Annotated in this window: 17 protein-coding genes and 1 tRNA gene; 8 read left to right on the top strand and 10 right to left on the bottom strand. The window is 70.8% G+C overall.

Translation table 11 applies throughout. The features are described from left to right. Positions 1-1,668, bottom strand: coding sequence for an arginine--tRNA ligase (argS, locus tag AB0877_RS08940; RefSeq protein WP_366608032.1), 1,668 nt, complete (start codon positions 1,666-1,668; stop codon positions 1-3). Positions 1,669-1,765: 97 nt separating this feature from the next. Between argS and AB0877_RS08935 the strand changes: the two genes are divergently transcribed. From AB0877_RS08935 to AB0877_RS08920, 4 genes are all read left to right on the top strand, one after another. Further along, positions 1,766-2,563: a DUF3105 domain-containing protein gene (locus AB0877_RS08935; protein WP_366608031.1), complete on the top strand. Its 798-nt coding sequence runs from the start codon at positions 1,766-1,768 to the stop codon at positions 2,561-2,563. A gap of 8 nt (positions 2,564-2,571) precedes the next feature. Further along, entirely contained in the window at positions 2,572-3,240 is a 669-nt protein-coding gene (locus AB0877_RS08930) for a DUF305 domain-containing protein (RefSeq protein ID WP_366608030.1), read from the top strand. Positions 3,241-3,559: 319 nt separating this feature from the next. Further along, the gene (locus tag AB0877_RS08925; RefSeq protein ID WP_366608139.1) at positions 3,560-4,252 is read left to right on the top strand and encodes a winged helix-turn-helix domain-containing protein; all 693 of its coding nucleotides are present in this window, start codon (positions 3,560-3,562) and stop codon (positions 4,250-4,252) included. A 90-nt stretch (positions 4,253-4,342) separates the two neighbouring features. Next, positions 4,343-4,417 (top strand) — tRNA-Arg (locus tag AB0877_RS08920). Positions 4,418-4,775: 358 nt separating this feature from the next. Here AB0877_RS08920 and AB0877_RS08915 read toward each other — a convergent pair. The 3 genes from AB0877_RS08915 to AB0877_RS08905 all read right to left on the bottom strand — a co-directional run bounded on the left by AB0877_RS08915 (position 4,776) and on the right by AB0877_RS08905 (position 7,131). Continuing rightward, the gene (locus AB0877_RS08915) at positions 4,776-6,014 is read right to left on the bottom strand and encodes a sigma-70 family RNA polymerase sigma factor (RefSeq protein ID WP_366608029.1); all 1,239 of its coding nucleotides are present in this window, start codon (positions 6,012-6,014) and stop codon (positions 4,776-4,778) included. Between the two features lie 64 nt (positions 6,015-6,078). After that, positions 6,079-6,450: a YciI family protein gene (locus tag AB0877_RS08910; protein WP_366608028.1), complete on the bottom strand. Its 372-nt coding sequence runs from the start codon at positions 6,448-6,450 to the stop codon at positions 6,079-6,081. Positions 6,451-6,492: 42 nt separating this feature from the next. After that, positions 6,493-7,131 (bottom strand): DUF998 domain-containing protein, encoded by a 639-nt coding sequence (locus AB0877_RS08905; protein ID WP_366608027.1) that lies wholly within the window; start codon positions 7,129-7,131, stop codon positions 6,493-6,495. Between the two features lie 151 nt (positions 7,132-7,282). On the opposite strand from AB0877_RS08905, the gene AB0877_RS08900 reads away from it, so the two are divergent. Continuing rightward, the gene (locus AB0877_RS08900) at positions 7,283-7,708 is read left to right on the top strand and encodes a hypothetical protein (protein ID WP_366608026.1); all 426 of its coding nucleotides are present in this window, start codon (positions 7,283-7,285) and stop codon (positions 7,706-7,708) included. A gap of 229 nt (positions 7,709-7,937) precedes the next feature. Here the strand turns inward: AB0877_RS08900 and AB0877_RS08895 are convergent, their stop codons facing one another. From AB0877_RS08895 to AB0877_RS08875, 5 genes are all read right to left on the bottom strand, one after another. Beyond that, positions 7,938-10,319 (bottom strand): excinuclease ABC subunit UvrA, encoded by a 2,382-nt coding sequence (locus AB0877_RS08895; RefSeq protein ID WP_366608025.1) that lies wholly within the window; start codon positions 10,317-10,319, stop codon positions 7,938-7,940. 30 nt (positions 10,320-10,349) lie between these two features. Then, positions 10,350-10,760 carry a VOC family protein gene (locus tag AB0877_RS08890; RefSeq protein WP_366608024.1) on the bottom strand — a complete coding sequence of 137 codons (411 nt, stop codon included), beginning with the start codon at positions 10,758-10,760 and terminating at the stop codon, positions 10,350-10,352. A 5-nt stretch (positions 10,761-10,765) separates the two neighbouring features. After that, on the bottom strand, positions 10,766-11,215 hold the full coding sequence (locus AB0877_RS08885; protein ID WP_366608023.1) for a helix-turn-helix transcriptional regulator: 450 nt from the start codon (positions 11,213-11,215) through the stop codon (positions 10,766-10,768). Between the two features lie 64 nt (positions 11,216-11,279). After that, positions 11,280-12,299: an ATP-dependent DNA ligase gene (locus tag AB0877_RS08880; RefSeq protein WP_366608138.1), complete on the bottom strand. Its 1,020-nt coding sequence runs from the start codon at positions 12,297-12,299 to the stop codon at positions 11,280-11,282. After that, positions 12,271-13,755: an MFS transporter gene (locus AB0877_RS08875; RefSeq protein WP_366608022.1), complete on the bottom strand. Its 1,485-nt coding sequence runs from the start codon at positions 13,753-13,755 to the stop codon at positions 12,271-12,273. Before AB0877_RS08875 ends, AB0877_RS08880 begins: the two co-directional genes overlap by 29 nt. A 74-nt stretch (positions 13,756-13,829) precedes the next feature. Between AB0877_RS08875 and AB0877_RS08870 the strand changes: the two genes are divergently transcribed. The 3 genes from AB0877_RS08870 (at position 13,830) to AB0877_RS08860 (ending at position 17,209) form a co-directional block, all read left to right on the top strand. Then, positions 13,830-14,261: a helix-turn-helix domain-containing protein gene (locus tag AB0877_RS08870; protein WP_366608021.1), complete on the top strand. Its 432-nt coding sequence runs from the start codon at positions 13,830-13,832 to the stop codon at positions 14,259-14,261. Between the two features lie 105 nt (positions 14,262-14,366). Next, a complete protein-coding gene (locus AB0877_RS08865) occupies positions 14,367-14,954 on the top strand; it encodes a TetR/AcrR family transcriptional regulator (RefSeq protein WP_366608020.1) in 588 nt (195 codons plus the stop codon). After that, positions 14,954-17,209 carry an MMPL family transporter gene (locus AB0877_RS08860; RefSeq protein ID WP_366608019.1) on the top strand — a complete coding sequence of 752 codons (2,256 nt, stop codon included), beginning with the start codon at positions 14,954-14,956 and terminating at the stop codon, positions 17,207-17,209. Before AB0877_RS08865 ends, AB0877_RS08860 begins: the two co-directional genes overlap by 1 nt. Positions 17,210-17,311: 102 nt before the next feature. Here AB0877_RS08860 and AB0877_RS08855 read toward each other — a convergent pair whose 3' ends face one another. Continuing rightward, positions 17,312-18,568, bottom strand: a complete 1,257-nt coding sequence (locus AB0877_RS08855) for an erythromycin esterase family protein (RefSeq protein ID WP_366608018.1) — start codon at positions 18,566-18,568, stop codon at positions 17,312-17,314. Positions 18,569-18,633: the final 65 nt, after the last annotated feature.

The following is an 18,633-nucleotide window of genomic DNA, read 5'->3' as shown; positions in this document are numbered from 1 at the left end:
TCACATCCTCTCGGGTGCGGAGACGCCGAGCAGGTGCAGGCCGTTGGCGATCACCGTGCGGGTGGCGTTGTTGAGCCAGAGCCGAGCGCGGTGCAGGTCGGTGATCTCCTCGTCGCCCAGCGGCAGCACCCGGCAGTTGTCGTAGAAGCGGTGGTAGGAGGCGGCGACGCTCTCCTCCAGGTAGCGGGCCACCCGGTGCGGCTCCCGCAGCTCGGCGGCGGTCGCCACCACCGCGGGGAACTGGGCGAGCGCCTTGAGCAGCTCGTTCTCCTTCTCGTGGGCGAGCAGCTCGGGGCGGAACGCGTCGGCGTCGCCCGGAACCAGCCCCACCTCGGCGGCGTTGCGGGCCACGCCCGCCGTCCGGGCTGCCACGTACTGCACGTAGTAGACCGGGTTGTCGCGGGTCGCCCGGGTCCACAGCTCGATGTCGATGTCGATCGGGGAGTCGCTGGAGTAGCGGGCCAACGCGTACCGGGAGGCGTCCACCCCGATCGCGTCGACCAGATCCTCCAGGGTGATCACGGTGCCGGCCCTCTTGCTCATCCGCATCGGGGCACCGTCGCGGAGCAGGTTGACCAGCTGCCCGATGAGGATCTCCAGGTTGCGCTCCGGGTCGTCGCCGAAGCAGGCGGACATCGCCTTCATCCGGCCGATGTAGCCGTGGTGGTCGGCACCCAGCATGATCACGACCCGCTCGAAGCCGCGCTCGCGCTTGTCCAGGTAGTAGGCGCAGTCCGCGGCGAAGTACGTCCACTCGCCGTTGGACTTGCGCAGCACCCGGTCCTTGTCGTCGCCGAAGTCGGTGGTGCGCAGCCAGGTGGCGCCCTCGGACTCGTAGAGGTGCCCCTGCTCGCGCAGCCGGTTCAGCGCCAGGTCGAGCTCACCCCGGTCGTGCAGGTCCTTCTCGTTGAAGTAGGTGTCGAACTCCACCCCGAAGTCACGCAGCGAGGAACGGATCTCGTCGAACATCAGCGCGACGCCCTCGACCCGGAAGACCTCCTGGGCGGCGTCGTCGTCGAGCGAGGACACCTCCGGCCGCCGGGCCTGCACCTCGGCGGCGATCTCAGCGATGTACGCCCCGCCGTAGCCGTCCTCCGGCGCCGGCTCGCCCTTGGCGGCGGCGAGCAGCGACCGGGCGAACCTGTCGATCTGCGAACCGGCGTCGTTGAAGTAGTACTCCGTGCCGACGTCGGCGCCGGTGGCCCGCAGCAGCCGGCTCAGCGCGTCACCGACGGCCGCCCAGCGGACCCCACCGATGTGCACCGGCCCGGTCGGGTTGGCCGAGACGAACTCCAGGTTGATCTTTTCGCCGGCGAGCCGGTCACTGCGGCCGTACTCCGCGCCGGCCTCGACGATCACCCGCGCGAGCTGACCGGCGGCCGCCGCGTCGAGCCGGATGTTCAGGAAGCCCGGCCCGGCGATTTCCACCGATTTGACACCTTCTGCCCGACCCAGCTCGTCGGCCAGGGCCGTCGCCAGCTCCCGGGGCGGAACGCCCACCTTCTTGCTCAACTGCAGCGCGAGCGTCGAGGCGTAGTCGCCGTGCTCGGGGTTGCGCGGTCGCTCCACCACGGTGCTCGCCGGCAGCGCGGCGCGGTCGAGCCCCCGCTGCTCGAAGACGGCGTGGGCGGCGGCAAGGACGACCGAGGCTAGTTCTGCAGGAGTCACCCAACCATGTTATCGGGGGTAGACTCGGGCACTCGGCGGCTCCCCTGCGCGTCTACCGGCCCGCCACTCCCCTGACCGACCGACTTGACGAGGCACGATGAGCATCAGCACCCCGGGTGGCCCTGAGCGCCGCCCGACCGTGGTCAGCACCGGCAAGAAGCCGGCTGCGGGCCGGCCGGCGTCCGGCGCCAAGGCCGGTTCCGGCAAGCCGACGGGCTCCCCCCGGGGCGGGGGCAAGGGCCCGCGCAAGCCGGTCACACCGGTCAAGGTGAGCCAGGGCCGCGCCTGGGGCCCGATCGCGCTTTTCGTCGCGGTCGGCGTGCTCGCGGCCGGCATCATCGGCTACGGCGCCTGGGCGTCGTTCCAGGGCTCCAAGCCGTGGGACAAGCGGGCCAACGCCATCGACGGCATCGTCAACATCCGCAAGACCGACAAGGAGAGCCTCGACTACGAGTCGCACAAGTCGGGCCCGTTGACCTACAAGTACTCGCCGCCGGTGGGTGGCGTGCACAACGCCGCCTGGCAGAACTGCATGGGCGACGTCTACGACGCTCCGATCGCCAGCGAGCACGCGGTGCACAGCCTGGAGCACGGGGCGGTGTGGATCACCTACCGCCCCGACCTGCCCAAGGACCAGGTCGACAAGCTCGCCGACAAGGTGCGCGGCGTCGAGAAGATGATGATGAGCCCGTACGAGAACCTGGACAAGCCGATCTCGCTCCAGGCGTGGGGCTACCAGCTCAAGGTCGACAACGCCGACGACTCGCGGATCGACGAGTTCATCAAGGACCTGCGGGTCAACGCCTCCGTCGAGGGCCCGACGGCGCTCTGCAACACCGGCATCACCGCCACCGGCACCACGCCGCGTGAGCTTCAGCAGCAGCCCCAGCAGTAAGGACGGCAATGACCGCTCCGGCGACCACCGACAGCGAGTACGACGAGATCCCGGCCGACCCGGAGGAGGGCGGCCGGGCCCCGGCGTCGCGCTACGGCGTGCTGGCGCTCGCCATCATGCTGGTGGTGGGGCTTCTCCTCGGCTACGGGGGCGGTCTGCTCACGCCGCGGCTCACCCGACCCGGTGACGCCTCGGTCGAGGCGGGTTTCGCCCGGGACATGACGACCCACCACGCGCAGGCGGTGGAGATGAGCCTGATCGCGTACCGGTCGGCGACCCTCCCCGAGGTGCGGCAGATCGCCGTCGACATCGCCACCGGGCAGCAGGGCGAGATCGGCGCGATGCAGACCTGGCTGCGCGAGTGGGGCCTCAGCCCGACCGGGTCGAACCCGCCGATGTCGTGGATGTCCGACGGGGCCACCGTCAAGGACGGTCTGATGCCGGGCATGGCCACGCCGCAGCAGATGACCGCCCTGCGCAACGCTCAGGGCATCGAGGTCGACCGCCAGTTCCTGACCCTGATGTACGACCACCACCTGGGCGGCATCCACATGATCGACGCGGCGCTCGACGAGACCGACAATGCCGAGGTCGTGCGGGTGGCCCAGACCATGAAGAACACCCAGCAGACCGAACTGAACAACCTCCGGCAACTCCAGGCGCAGGCCAAGGGCTGACCGACCGGACGGGCGCAACGGCCCGCGTCCCCGCCGATCCGTGGCGGTGACGCGGGCCGCACCATGTGTCCCGCCCGCTCCGACCCCTGCCGCCCGGCCTTGATCGACTCGGGTCGCAGGAAACCGCGCCGTCCACGCGACCCGGATGCCCCGAGGTCCAGGAACCCGAGTCGATCAAGAGGCCAGACCCGCCGTGTATGACCTGAACACCCCTCTCGCACCTTGTGGGCGTTTTGAGTGGGACAGGCGATTACGTTGCTTAGAGAGTTTTCTCCCCACATATCGTGACCAGTTGCGATTCGGGCTCGTTGCCCAAGACGTGGGGGTTGCACTCAGAGACGCACGGCGTTCGGTCACCAGTTGGTGCCGACGCCACACCATCGGTGGTGACGGGGCGGTGGCAGCCGTCCGTCGCGGACAGCGGCAGGGCGAGCCGGGAATGCTCAGCCGCGAACAGGAACTCGAGTTGATCGACATGCTGCGGGGCGTCCATCCCGACGAGTTCGGCCTGGACGAGGAGTTGTGGACGCGGCAGAGCCTCACCACGCTCATCCAGCGGCGCTTCGAGCTGCCGCTGGACACCGGCGCGGTCGGGGCGTACCTGCGGGCCTGGGGGTTGGGTCCGCGGGAACCGCGGGAGCGGGCCTGCGGGCTCTGCGTCAGCGCGGTGGAGCGCTGGGTCCGAAGCGAGTACCCGGGGATCACCCGGGCCGCCCAGGAGCACCTCGCGGAGGTCTACTGGATCGGCCGGGTCCGGCTGCGCGGCACGATGCCCGCCGCCGACGTGATCTCCGCCGTCTCGTCCCGCGGTCGGGTGCGCTTCATGATCACGACGCCGACGGTCGACCCGCCGCTCCCCCGCGACTTCGTGCTGCGACTCAGTGGCGAGGAGCAGCGCACCGTCCACCTGATCGTGGACGGCTCCTGGCCGCGCAACGAGTGGCCGCGCCGGCTCCCTCGGCGAATCGTCCTGCACCCGCTGCCCAGCTGCGGGCGGGCGGTAGCCGCCTGAGCACCGGGTGGGCCGGTCCGACACGATCGGCTCACCCGATACCGATTCGGCGTACGCAGGGGAGGTTTGCTAGTCTTCTCCAGTCGCTGAGCCCCCGTAGCTCAGGGGATAGAGCACCGCCCTCCGGAGGCGGGGGCGCAGGTTCGAATCCTGCCGGGGGCACCAAAAAAGAACCGCGCCGCACCTGGGCGCGTGCTGGTGGTGCAGGCAACCTACCCGCTCCGCCCAGCCGACAGGGCTGATGGGCGCCTCCGGACATATCACGACCGATGTGAGGACGACCTTCGCTGGCGTTCGCATCGGTCGTTTCCGTAGGTGTCGGCGTACCGGCTCCGACGCAGAGCCAGGCACGGCTCGACACAGGGCCGCATCAGGGTCAGCCAGCCTCCCGTTGGTGGGCTGCTGGAGACGGGTGGGACAGGCGGGCCGCCCCGGTAGGTGACGCTGTGTGACACGCGACCGTCCGACGAAGCGGGGCTCGGCATCCGGGTCTGCCGATGTGCGGACGTCGGCCGACAATTGGTCAGCCGAGGCGGTGGGCTCGGCGTTGGAGGTATCGCTGTTCGACCTGGTTCCGGGTCAGGGAGGCTGCTTCGCGGTACCACGCCGCCGCGCCGGCCGTGTCACCGGTCATCTCGAGCAGATGTGCGCGGATCGCGCGTTCGCGCTGTCGGGTCAGCGGGTCCTCGTCCAGGTGGTAGCTGCGGTTGAGGTCGTCTAGCAAGGCCAGCCCTCGGCCCGGCCCGTACGCGTGCGCGACTGCGACCACCCGGCTGAGCCGTACCGGCGCGGTCGGACTGAGCCGTTCCAGTCCCAGGTACAGGGCCGCGATCTGGGGCCAGTCCGTCTGGTCCGGCGACGCGGCGGCGGCGTGCACGGCCGCGATCGCGGCCTGCAGCTGGTACGTGCCCACCTCACGCCGCCGCCAGACGTTGTGGATAAGCCCGATGCCCTCGCGGATCAGCTCGGGATCCCACCCTGTCCGGTCCTGCTCGTCCAGCGGCACCAACACGTCCCCGTCGGTACGGGCAGCGCGCCGCGACTCGGTGAGCAGCATCAGGGCGAGCAGCCCGGTCACCTCAGGGTCGTCCGGCAGGGAGTCGCGGAGCATGCGGGTCAGCCGGATTGCCTCGCGGGTCAGGTCCACGCGGGTGAGTTCGTCCCCGGCGGAGGCGGTGTAGCCCTCGTTGAAGATCAGGTAGAGCACCTGCATGACGGCGTTCATCCGGCTGTCGCGGTCGGCGTCGGTCGGCGGGGTGAACCGGGCACCGGCGCGGGCCAGGTGCTGCTTGGCCCGGCTGATCCGGGCGCCCATGGTGTTCTCGGTCGTCCCATGCGCGTGTGCGATCTCCGTGGTCGTCAGGCCGCCGACCGCGCGCAGCGTGAGCGCCACCTGGGAGGTCGGGCTCAGCGTGGGGTGACAGCACAGCAACAGGAGGGTGAGGCTGTCGTCGGTCTCCAGCGCAGGACTCGCCTGGCGGCTCGGGTCCCGCATCGCCAGCTCGCTCATGCCGGCGTGCCGCTCGCGGCGGCGCCGGGCCTGATCGGTGCGAAGCAGGTCGACCATCCTCCGGTACCCGATCCGGATCAGCCAGCTGCGCGGGTTCTCCGGCACTCCGTCCGTCGGCCACGCCCGGCTCGCGACGAGCATTGCCTCCTGTACCGCGTCCTCGGCGATATCGAAGTGGCCGAAGCGCCGCACCAACGCGCCGAGGACCTGCGGCGCCTCGGTGCGCAGCAGGTGCTCGACGTTCGGTGTCACGCGGGTGCTGCCGTTCGTGTGCCCTCCGCGTCTGCCGCCGTCCGGCGACGCTGGATGCAGAGGGTCACGCCGCGAAGTCCGCGCCCATTATCGGCCGGATCTCCATCGGCTCGCCCAGAACCTCGACCATTCGCGAGACGATCTCGACGGCGCGTTCCTGGTTGTCCACGTTGATCACCGCGAAGCTGGCCAGGACCTCCTTGAGCTCGACGAACGGGCCGTCGGTGGCCACCACGCCGGTCGGGGTCTTGCGGACCGTGGTGCTGACCACCGGGTGACCGAGTCCCTCGCTGCTGAGGAACTCGCCGGTTTCGATCAGCTCCCGTTCGAACCGCTGGTACGCGGCGAACGCGGCAAGCGCCTCCTCGGACGGGGTGTCGGCGGTCGCGGCGTCCCAGGCGGCGGCCGGCGTGTAGCTGAGCAGCAGGTATTTCATGATCATCCTCGTGTTAGCGGGGCGCGGATCACGCTACGCCGATCAGCTCGTACGGCGCAGGGAGAGGGCGACGACCGTCGTCCAGGTGAAGGCGACCAGGCCGTTCACGGCGATCTGGATGCTCATGTGGTTCGGCGACATCGGCGTCAGCAGGATGAGCGCGACGAGACCGTTCAGCACCGCCGGCAGGGTGGCCCGACGGCGGACGTGCCGGATGGTGAGCACGATGGCGGCGACGGCCAGCGCGGTGAAGGCGATGGCGGCCGCCGCCGAGTGCGCGATGCCGTGCCAGGACATCTCGCCGACCGGCCCGTCAGGGGTCCCTACCGGGAAGCCGTATTCAGGATCCATGGTGAACACCCCGGCCGCGATGAGCCCGGCGCCGAAGATCCCGATGAAGATTGGCAGTACACGCCGCCCGGTTCCCTCGGTGAGCGTGCGTCGGACACCGAGGGCGAGGGCGACCCCGCCGAGGCCGGCGAGCACGAACGTGACGATCTGGATCCAGCCGAGACTTCCGGTGGCCAGTTGGCTGATCGGATGCCGGGTGATGTCGTAGCCCTCCCGGGTGAGCATCTGCGTCACGGCCGAGGCGAAGAAGACCGGTCCGGCGAGGCCGCCGGCGAGGAGCAGGCGGTCGGACGAGCGGCGTTTGGCGGGAACGGCGGCGATGGTGGCCATGACTTCCTCCTTGGTGGGTGCTTGTCGCTACCTCGTGGCCGCACCGTGAACTTTGACATTCCGGGAGCGTGACCCAGCTCACCTGACGTCGACGTCAAAGCCCGGGCGTCGCCTCCGAGGTACCGGCAACAACCCGCCCGAGGAGGACACGATGTCTGAGAACATCCAGCCGAGCGCCGAACTGACCGCCCTGGACCGTCTGGTCGGCACCTGGTCGGTGACCGGCGGCGCCGAGGGAACCGTGCGGTACGAGTGGATGGCCGGCCGCTTCTTCCTGCTCCAGCACGTCGAACTGAGCCAGTTCGACCAACCCGTCACCGGTCTCGAGGTCATCGGCAATCTGCACCCGTTCGGTGAGCCGGTCGGCGCGGATGTGGCGTCGCGGTTCTACGACACGGCCGGCAACACCTTCGACTACGTCTACGAACTCGTCGGCGACAAGCTGACCATCTGGGCCGGCGCGAAAGGCAGCCCGGCCTACTACGAGGGCACCTTCAGCACCGACGACACCACGGTCACCGGCGAATGGACCTACCCCGGCGGAGGCGGCTACACCTCCACTATGACCCGGATCTGAGACCTGAAAGCCGCACCGACCCGGTCGCCCGGAGCCATCGTCTCCTCGAAAAGACAATGCGCTCCGGGCGTGTCGTCCTGCCCTTGCGAACCTCATGGTCGTCGGGGGTGCGCAGGTCGGCCGTCGAGGTGGGACGGCCGGTCCCTTCTCGTTTACCTCGGGCAGATTCGGTCAGGAGCCTTCATCGTGTTGGCGCGACACCCGCCACAATGGTGACGGAGGCGGCCGGTCAGCTGCCGACGTACGCCGCCAGGTGTTCGCCGGTGAGGGTGGAGCGGGCGGCGACGAGATCCGTGGGTGTGCCCTCGAAGACGATCCGGCCACCGTCGTGGCCGGCGCCGGGGCCGATATCGATGATCCAGTCGGCGTGCGCCATGACCGCCTGGTGGTGCTCGATGACGATCACCGACTTGCCGGCGTCGACCAGGCGGTCGAGCAGGCCGAGCAGTTGCTCCACGTCGGCCAGGTGCAGGCCGGTGGTCGGCTCGTCGAGGACGTAGACGCCGCCCTTCTCGGCCATGTGGGTGGCCAGCTTGAGCCGTTGCCGCTCACCGCCGGAGAGGGTCGTGAGCGGCTGCCCCAGGCTCAGGTAGCCGAGCCCGACGTCGGCGAGCCGTTCGAGGATGGCGTGCGCCGCCGGCGTACGCGCCTCGCCGGCGCCGAAGAACTTCTCGGCCTCCGTCACCGACATCGCGAGCACCTCGCTGATGTCGCGGCCGCCGAAGCGGTATTCCAGCACCGACGCCTGGAACCGCTTGCCCTCGCAGTCCTCGCAGGGCGCGGCGACGCCCGCCATCATCCCCAGGTCGGTGTAGATGACGCCGGCGCCGTTGCAGCTCGGGCAGGCGCCCTCGGAGTTGGCGCTGAACAGCGCCGGCTTCACCCCGTTGGCCTTCGCGAACGCCTTACGGATCGGGTCGAGCAACCCGGTGTAGGTGGCGGGGTTGCTGCGCCGTGAGCCGCGGATCGCGCCCTGGTCGATCGCTACCACGCCCGCGCCGGCCGGGATCGAGGAGTGCACCAGCGAACTCTTGCCGGAGCCGGCGACGCCGGTCACGACGACGAGCACCCCGAGGGGTACGTCGACGTCCACGTCCTGGAGGTTGTTGGCGGTGGCGCCGCGGATCTCCAGCTTGCCGGTGGGCGTCCGCACCGTCTCCTTGAGGGCCGCCCGGTCGTCGAGGTGGCGGCCGGTGATGGTGCCGCTGGCCCGCAGACCTTCCACTGTGCCCTCGTAGCAGACCGTCCCGCCCTCCGTGCCCGCGCCGGGCCCGAGGTCGACGACGTGGTCGGCGATGGCGATGGCCTCCGGCTTGTGCTCCACGACCAGCACGGTGTTGCCCTTGTCGCGCAGCTGGAGCAGCAGCTCGTTCATCCGTTGGATGTCGTGCGGGTGCAGCCCGATCGTCGGCTCGTCGAAGACGTAGGTGACGTCGGTGAGTGAGGAGCCGAGGTGGCGGATCATCTTGGTGCGCTGCGCCTCGCCGCCGGAGAGGGTGCCCGACGGTCGGTCGAGGGAGAGGTAGCCCAGCCCGATCTCCTCGAACGAGTCGAGGAGATGTTGCAGGCCGGCCAGCAGCGGGGCCACCGACGGCTCCTCGATCCCGCGTACCCAGGTGGCCAGGTCGCTGATCTGCATCGCGCACGCGTCGGCGATGTTCCTGCCCTTGATCTTCGAGGACCGGGCCTCCTTGCTGAGCCGGGTGCCGGCACACTCGGGGCAGGTCGTGAAGGTCACCGCGCGCTCCACGAAGGCGCGGATGTGCGGCTGCAGGGCGTCGATGTCCTTGGCGAGGAAGGACTTCTGGATCGACGGGATGAGGCCCGAGTAGGTCAGGTTGATCCCGTCGATCTTGATCTTGGTCGGCTCCCGGTGGAGCAGGTCGTGCAGCTCCCGCTTGGTGAACTTGGCGATCGGCTTGTCCGGGTCGAAGTAGCCGCAGCCCCGGAAGATCCGGCCGAACCAGCCCTCCATGCTGTAACCCGGGATGGTGATCGCACCCTCGTTGAGCGAGAGGTTGTCGTCGTAGAGCGCCGACAGGTCGATGTCGGTCACCGCACCCATGCCCTCGCACCGCGGGCACATGCCGCCGAGACGGTTGAAGGTCGCCTTCTCGGTCTTCGTCTTGCCGGCGCCGCGATCGACGGTGATCGCCCCGGTCGCCTTCACCGAGGGAACATTGAAGGAGTACGCGTTGGGCGAGCCGATCTGCGGCTGCCCGAGCCGGCTGAACAGGATGCGCAACATCGCGTTGGCGTCGGTGGCGGTGCCGACGGTGGAGCGGGAGTTCGCGCCCAACCGCTCCTGGTCCACGATGATCGCCGTCGTCAGGCCATCCAGCAGGTCGACCTCGGGCCGCGCCAACGTCGGCATGAAGCCCTGCACGAAGGCGCTGTAGGTCTCGTTGATCATCCGCTGCGACTCGGCCGCGATGGTGCCGAACACCAACGAGCTCTTGCCGGAGCCGGAGACGCCGGTGAACACCGTCAGCCGCCGCTTCGGGATCTCGACGCTGACGTCCCTGAGGTTGTTCACCCGCGCGCCCTGCACCCGGATCAGGTCGTGGCTGTCGGCGACGTGCGGCGCGGACGGCTGGATGGCCGTGCTCATCGTGTCTCCATCTCCTCGGGCGCGCAGGACTCAGCGCACTTCCTGGATGCGGACCATGTTGCCCGCCGGGTCCCGGAAGGCACAGTCGCGCACGCCGTACGGCTGGTCGGTCGGCTCCTGGACGACCTCGGCGTCGCTGGCCTCCAGCTTGGCGAAGGTCGCGTCGAGGTCGGTGGTGGCGAGGTTGACGCCGAAGTAGCTGCCCTTGGCCATCAGCTCAAGGATGGTCTGCCGCTCGTCGTCGGTGATGCCGGGGTTGGCGGCCGGCGGGTGCAGGACGATGGCGGTGCTGGGTTGACCGACCGGCCCGACCGTGATCCACCGCATCCCCTCGTACCCGACGTCGAGGCGGACCTCGAAGCCGAGGACGTCGCGGTAGAAGGCCAGCGAGGCCTCCGGGTCGGTGTGCGGCAGGAAACTCGAATGAATGGTGATGTCCATGCTGGTCACGCTAGTTGCGGCTCGGCGACCCGCGCTTCTCGATTCCTGACCGGTCTGGTCACCTGCTTCGCCACGCACGACGGCATGCCGGCCGTCGCCTGTGCCGCCTGCCGCCGGTAGACGCTGGGCGGCACGCCCACCAGCTCGGTGAAGCGGGTGCTGAAGGTGCCCAACGACGAACAACCGACAGCGAAACAGACGTCGGTGACGCTCAGGTCGCCACGGCGCAACAGGGCCATCGCCCGCTCGATCCGCCGGGTCATGAGGTAGCTGTAGGGAGATTCACCATAGGCGAGCCGGAACTCACGGCTGAGGTGCCCGGCCGACATGTGTGCGCCACGGGCGAGCGCCTCGACGTCCAACGGAGACGCGTACTCCCGGTCGATCCGGTCGCGGACCCGGCGCAGCCGCGCCAGGTCGGCCAGTCGCTGGGTCACGTCGGATTTGCTGCTCACCCGCGAAATCGTGCCACAACCCACCGACAATCCGCCGCACCCCGGGCGGGGGCCGGCGGGCCGGTCAGCCAGCCTCGCGGCGGGCGCGGGCCCGACGCTTCCCCTCGTGCATGGCCTGCACCCGCGCCACCGGGATGCTCCGGCCCTCGGCCACCAGGTCGGCGGGGAGCTGTTGCGGGGCCGGCATCAGCGCGGCCCACGGGTCGCCGTCAACGAGCAGCGCGGGCGCGGTCCGGATGGTGAAGTCGGCGGGGGTCACCTCGGTCAGGTCCGCCCAGTCGACCGGGAACGAGACCGGCATCCCGGGGCGCAGCCGGGGGCTGTACGCGGCGGCCACCGTCGCTCCGCCCGCCCGGGTGGCGTCCACGAAGACCCGGCCGTCCCGGTCCTCCTTGATGTAGGCGGTGGTGGCCAGCGCCGGGTCGAGCCGCTCGGCGCGGACGGCGAGCGCCCGGGTGGCGGCGGCCAGCTCCTCGGCCGTGGGTTCGTCGCTCACCGGAACGAAGACGTGCACGCCCTTGGCGCCGCTGGTCTTGACCGCACCGGCCAGGCCGGCGTCGGCGAGCGCCTGACGGACCAGCAGGGCGGCGTCGACCGCCGCGCGGAACCCGTCGCCGTCCGGCGGGTCCAGGTCGAGGATCAGGTGGGTCGGGCGGTGCAGATCCGCCACGGTGGCCAGCGTCGGGTGGTACTCCACCGCCCGCTGGTTGGCGAACCAGAGCAGGGTGCGGCGGTCGTCGCAGAGGGCGTACGAGATCTCCCGGTGCGACGCCTCCGCCCAGACCGGCGCCCGGCGGACCCAGTCCGGGGTGTAGCGGGGCAGGTTCTTCTGCATGAACGGCGGCTGGCCGGGACGGACCCTGATCACCGACAGCGGCCGGCCCCGCAACTGCGGGAGGATCCGGTCGGCGACCGCGTCGAGGTAGTCGACCAGGTCACGCTTCGTCGCGTCGTCGCGGTCGGACAGCGGCTGGTCCAGGTTGGTCAGGGCCACGCCGTCCCGGGTCTCGTCAGCCTTGCTCACCCGATCACCCTCCCGGCCGCACCGCCGTCGGTCAACTGGACGCGGCGCTTCGGGCCGGATCGATTCCGGCGCCCACCCCGGCCGGTTCCGACTCTCCGGCCGCCGGCGACGGCTGGGCCGGGTGTCGGGGCACTGTGGTCAGCGCCACCAGCCACGCGGCGACCACGAGACCCGTGGCCACGGCGAACGCCGTCCGGTACCCGCCGGCGAGCGCGGCGGTCTCGGCCCAGCCGGCGGCCCGCAGCCCGTCGGCGCGGGTGGCGGCGACTGTGGCCAGCGCGGCGAGGCCGACCGCTCCGCCCACCTGTTGGGTGGTGTTGGCCAGGCCGGAGGCGAGCCCGGCGTCGGTCTCGGTCGCGCCCGCCATGGCCACCGTGGTGACCGCCGGCAGGGTCAGCCCGCCGGCCACCCCGAAGATCAACATCGCGGGGAGTACGTCAGCGACGTAGGCGCCGTCGACGGGCAGCCGGGCGAGCAGGAGGAAGCCGACGCTCGCCAGGCCGAGCCCGACCAGCAGGACCATCCGGGCACCGAAGCGGGCGATCAGTCGACCGGCCAGGCCGAGCGAGACCACGGCGATCACGACCGGGGTGGGCAGGAAGGCCCAGCCGGTCGCGGCGGCGTCCAACCCCAGCACCAGTTGCAGCTCCACGGCGAGCAGGAACTGGAACCCGAAGTACGCGCAGACCATGAGGAACTGCACGGCGTTCGCCGCCACCAGGCCCGGGACGCGCAGCACCCGGGGCGGCACGAGCGGGGCCGCCGCCACCCGTTGGCGCAGCGCGAACCCACTGAGCAGCAGCACCGCGAGGGCTACCGCGCCGAGCGTCCGGGGGCTGGTCCAGCCGTGCTCGCCCGTTCCGACGATGCCCAGCACCGCGGCCATCAGACCGGCGGTGGCCAGCAGCGCGCCGGGCAGGTCCAGGCTGGCGCGCAGGCCGGCCCCTCGTTCGGCCGGCAGCCGGCGCAGGGCCGCGACGAGGATGACCGCCCCGATCGGCACGTTGACCAGGAAGATGGTCCGCCATCCGGCGGCCTCGGTGAGCACCCCGCCGGCGACCGTGCCGATCGACGCACCGGCCGCGCCGGTGAAGCTGAAGACGGCGATGGCACGGGCCCGCTCGGCCGCTTCGGGGTAGAGCCGGACGATCATGCCGAGGCTGACCGCCATGGCCAGAGCGCCGCCGACGCCCTGCCCGAACCGCGCGCCCACCAGTAGGGCCGGCCCGGTGGCGACCGCGCAGGCCAGCGAGGCGACGGTGAACATCGTGACGCCGGCCAGGAAGACCGCGCGCCGGCCCAGCAGGTCTCCGAGCCGACCGGCGAGCAGCAGCAGCCCGCCGAACGCGACCAGGTAGGCGTTCACCACCCAGGCCAGGCCGGCGGCGCTGAAGCCCAGGTCGCGTTGGATGGCGGGCAGCGCCACCGCGACGACGGTGCCGTCGAGAATGATCATCAGGCTGCCGGCGCAGAGCACCAGCAGCGCCGGCCAACGGGATGGGACGACACGTTCCACGGAACCCTCCTTGGGGCACGGTTTGTTACCGAGGTCATCGTCTGTGACCATTAACCGCGGCGGAAGGAGGCACTTTGATGTCCCAGAGGAACAGCGATGTGTCCGCGCTGGTCAAGGCCGAGCTGACCTGCTCGGCCGAGAACGTGCCGTTCACCCCCGGTCAGGCTCGCGCGTGCACCGTCCGCGAGGTGCTCGACCGGGTCGGCGGCAAGTGGAGCATCGGCATCCTGGTGGCCGCCTCGCACGGCCCGGTGCGCTTCACCGAACTGGAGCGGCACATCGAGGGGATCAGCCGTCGGATGCTCACGCTGACGCTGCGCAACCTGGAGCGGGACGGCCTGCTGCACCGCACCGTCTATCCGACCGTCCCACCCAAGGTCGAATACACGGCCACCCCGATGGCGCTGGAGCTCTACGAGTCGCTGGTCGCGCTGACCAGTTGGGCCGAGCGGCACCGGCGGGCCATCGCTGCGGCCCGGACCAGGTACGACGCCGAGCACGTCTGACGAAACCCGCCAGGAGTGTGGTGAACGCCACCGCTTCCATCTGACCGATCGGTCAGGGTCTGACCGATCGGTCAGGCATGCTGGTCTGCGGGAGGTGGACCGGGCATGGGCAGAGCGGTACCCGACACGCACGGCGAGATCCTCGCCGCGGCGGCGCGGCGGTTCACGGTGACCGGCTACCGGGGCACCTCTCTGCAGGACATCGCCCGGGAGGTCGGCTGCTCCAAGGCCACCGTGCTCTACCACTTCGCCAACAAGGAAGCCCTGCTCGCCGAACTGATGGCACCCGCGATCGAGGTGCTTCGCAGCCTCGACGACCAGCTCAACGGCCTAACCGGGGCGGCCGCCCAGGAGGTTGCCGCACAGGGCTTCGTCGACCTCGCGGTGCGGTTCCGACAGGAGATCGCCGTCCTGCGCGGCGAGTTCCCGGAGCTGCTGTGCCAGCCCGCCTTCGCGCACATCCAGGAGATCTCCGACCGGCTGCGGGACGCCCTCGCCGGGCACTCCGACCGGCCAGGCGCCCGGATCGCCGCGCTGGTGCTGCTCGCCGGCATCTCCGAGGCGTGCGCCGAGTTCGCCGACATCCCCGACGACGAACTGCGCCTCGCCCTGCTCACCCTCGCCCGACGGGCCGTCGAACCCGTCGACGCACCAGTGCCCCATCCACCCACGACCGAGGACAAGGACTCCTGATGGCCACCCTGCTCTACCGGCTCGGCCGGGGCGCGTTGCGCCGGCGACGGCTCGTCGTCGCGCTCTGGCTCGTCGTACTCGTCGTCGCCGGCCTGGCCGCGGCGACCCTGCGCGGCCCGACGGCGAGCAACTTCACAATGCCCGGCACCGAGAGCCAGCGCGCGCTCGACCTGCTGGCGGACCAGTTCCCCGCGGCCAGCGGCGCCACCGGCACCATCACGGTCAAGGCGCCCGCCGACGGCCAACTGGCCACCCCGCAGGGCCAGGCCGTGGTGCAGGAGCTGGTCCAGGAGGCGTCGGCACTGCCCGGCGTGGTCGGGGCGGTCAATCCGCTCCAGGTCGGCGCGGTCTCACCAAACGGCCGGTACGCGCTGGTCCAGGTCCAGTTCGCCACCGGCGGCGACGACGTGACCGACGACCAACGCACCGCGTACGAGGAGGTGGGCGCGGCGGCCAGGGCACAGGGCTGGCAGGTCGCCCCCGGCGGTGAGGTGCTCGGCGGTGAGCCGGAGATCGGCTCCACCGAGGCGCTCGGCGTGCTGGTCGCCGCGATCGTCCTGATCATCACCTTCGGTTCCCTGGTCGCCGCCGGCATGACGATGCTCAACGCGCTGATCGGCGTGGGCGCCGGCATGGCCGGGCTGTTCGCGCTGAGCGGCGCTGTCCAGCTCACCAGCACCGCGCCGATCCTGGCACTGATGCTCGGTCTCGCGGTCGGCATCGACTACTCGCTCTTCATCACCTCCCGGCACCGGCAGAACCTGCTCGACGGCCTGTCCCCGGAGGAGGCGGTCGGCCGGGCCGTGGGTACCGCCGGCTCGGCAGTCGTCTTCGCCGGCGCCACGGTTGTCATCGCCCTGGCCGGGCTCGCCGTGGTGGACATCCCGTTCCTCACCGTGATGGGTCTCGCCGCCGCCGGCACGGTCACCGTCGCTGTGCTGGTCGCCATCACCCTCCAGCCGGCGCTGCTCGGCTTCGCCGGTCGCCGGGTGCTCCCCCGCCGGCTCCGCTCCGTCTCCACCGACGGGACCGCCGCAAACGGGACCGCCGCCGACGGCACCGCCGCCGACGAGGACGACTCGGACGTCACCGACCGGCCGACCGCGACGCCGACCACGACCGACGAGCGCAACCGGTTCGGTTTCCGCTGGGCGCGACTGATCACGCGGTTCCGCGTACCGGTCATCCTGGTCGGTCTGCTCGGCCTGGGGCTGCTCGCGCTGCCCACGCCGGACATGCGGCTGGCCCTGCCGGGCGCCGCGACGGCCGCCGTCGGCTCACCCGCCCGGGTGGCGAACGACCTGACCGTCGAGGGCTTCGGTCCGGGCTTCACCGGCCGGCTCGCGGTGGTGGTCGCCGGTGACAGCCCGCAGGCGACCTCGGCGGCCGTGCCGCAGGTCACCGCCCTGCTCCAGCGCACCGAGAACGTCCTCGCGGTGGCGCCGCCCCAGCTCAGCCCGGACGGCCGGACCGCGCTGCTCGGCGTGGTGCCGAAGACCGGCCCGACCGACGAGGCCACCGAGACGCTGGTGCACGACATCCGTGGGGCGGTGAGCGGGATCCCCGACGCGGACGTGCTGCTCACCGGCGTCACCGCCATCGGCATCGACGTCTCCGAGAAGCTCTCCGACGCGCTACCGATCTACCTGCTGCTGGTGGTCGGGCTCTCGGTGCTGCTGCTGATGCTGGTGTTCCGCTCGCTGCTGGTGCCGATCAAGGCGGCACTGGGCTTCCTGCTCACCGTCGCCGCCACGTTCGGCATCACGGTGGCCGTCTTCCAGCAGGGGCACCTCGCCGACCTCGTCGGCCTGGACACCCCCGGCCCGCTGATCAGCTTCCTGCCGATCCTGCTCATCGGCATCCTGTTCGGGCTCGCCATGGACTACGAGGTGTTCCTGGTGTCCCGTATGCGGGAGGACTTCGTCCACGGTGAGACGGCCCGACAGGCCACCATCAGCGGCATGGGGCACGGCGCACGGGTGGTCACGGCCGCCGCGCTGATCATGATCTCGGTCTTCGGGGGCTTCGTCTTCCTGGAGGACCCGGTGATCAAGTCGATGGGCTTCGCGCTCGCCATCGGCGTCGCCATCGACGCGTTCGTGGTCCGGATGACCATCGTTCCGGCGGTCATGTCGCTCCTCGGCGACCGCGCCTGGTGGCTGCCCCGCTGGCTCAACCGCGCGCTGCCCAACGTGGACATCGAAGGCGAAGGCCTGCGCACCCACCTGGAAGACCGCACCCCCACGCACGTCTAACGCACCTCCGCGGTCGATCATGGAGTTGTGGTGCCCGTTGCGCCCCGATCAGGGGCCTTCGTCCAGCACCACAACTCCATGGTCGACTCCAGCAGACGCGGGTCAGACTCCGGCTGGGTAGGTTTGCATCTCGCCGGGGGCGGCCGGCACCGGTAGCGGGTGCAGAGCCGTGGTGTCGTCACACCAGATGAAGGCGTCATAGCGGTCGCCCAGCCGGGTGGGCACGTAGTTGCCCCAGGACTCGAACGACGGGTCGTAGACGACCCCGATCGCCCGGTGGTCCACGGTCTCGGTGACCCAGCCCGGCTGATCGTCGCCGCCGAAGATCAGCACCGCCCGCTCCGGCATCAGCTCGTGCAACCGCCGCTCGACCGAGCCCTCCCGGGCCGGGGGCACCACCATCGCCTCAGGCGGTGAACCCCAGCGGGGCGCGGCGATCACCGTGCCCCGGTAGCTGCCGAAGCCGACCAGGGCCACCGAGTCCTCGCCGTGGCGCTCCCGCGCCAACTGACCAAGGTTGACCATCCCGTCGGCGGTCATGTCGGTGGCCCGCGCATCGCCGACGTGCGTGTTGTGCGCCCAGACGACTCCCCGGGCGTCCGGGCCGTACCGGTCCAACAGCCGGTCCAGGGTGTCCTGCATGTGGGTGTCGCGGATGTTCCACGAGTCCGGCCCACCGGCCACCATCGCCCGGTAGTAGCGCTCGGCGCCAGCCACCACCTCCGCGTTCTGCCAGGCCGAGAAGCGGTCCGGGCCGTCGGAGAGGGCGTGTTCACGGGTCCGGGCGAGCAACCGGACGACCTCCTCCTCGCACCGGGCGGATACGAAGCGGCTGGCCGCGCCGTACTCCTCGACCCTCTTGCCGTACGGCTCGAAACACCGGTAGGCGTCCTGCGCCGCCTCCAGCGACTTCGGGTCCTCCTCCCCCAGGTAGTCGAAGATCGCCTGCATCGACTCCCAGAGGCTGTACACGTCGAGGCCGTGGAACCCGGCCCGTTGCTCCTCCGGCAGTTCCACGTTCCAGGCCCGCAGCCAACTGGCGAACCGGGCCACCTCGGCATTGGCCCACATCCAGGTCGGCCATCGCTCAAACTGGTCGAGTGCGAGCTGCGGGTCGAGCGCGCCACCCGGCGCGGCCGTCACCGACCGGTGCACCCGGTCGCAGTCGGGCCAGTCACCCTCCACCGCGACGAAGGAGAAACCACACTCCGCGATCAACCGGCGGGTGAGCTGCTCGCGCAACCGGTAGTAGTCGTAACTGCCGTGGGTGGACTCGCCGATCATCACCACCCGGGCGTTGCGAACGCGCTCCAGCAACGGGTCGAAATCGCTCGGCGCGCCGAGCCGCTGAACCAGCATGCCAGCGGCTACCCGACCGCCGCAGCGGCAAACCGTGCGCGCGTCGCGGGCCGACACGCCGGCCG

The organism is Micromonospora sp. NPDC047644 (genome assembly GCF_040704315.1).
GTDB lineage: Bacteria > Actinomycetota > Actinomycetes > Mycobacteriales > Micromonosporaceae > Micromonospora.
The sequence above is the reverse complement of the archived record's forward strand: the minus strand, read 5'-3'. Positions and strand labels throughout refer to the sequence as shown.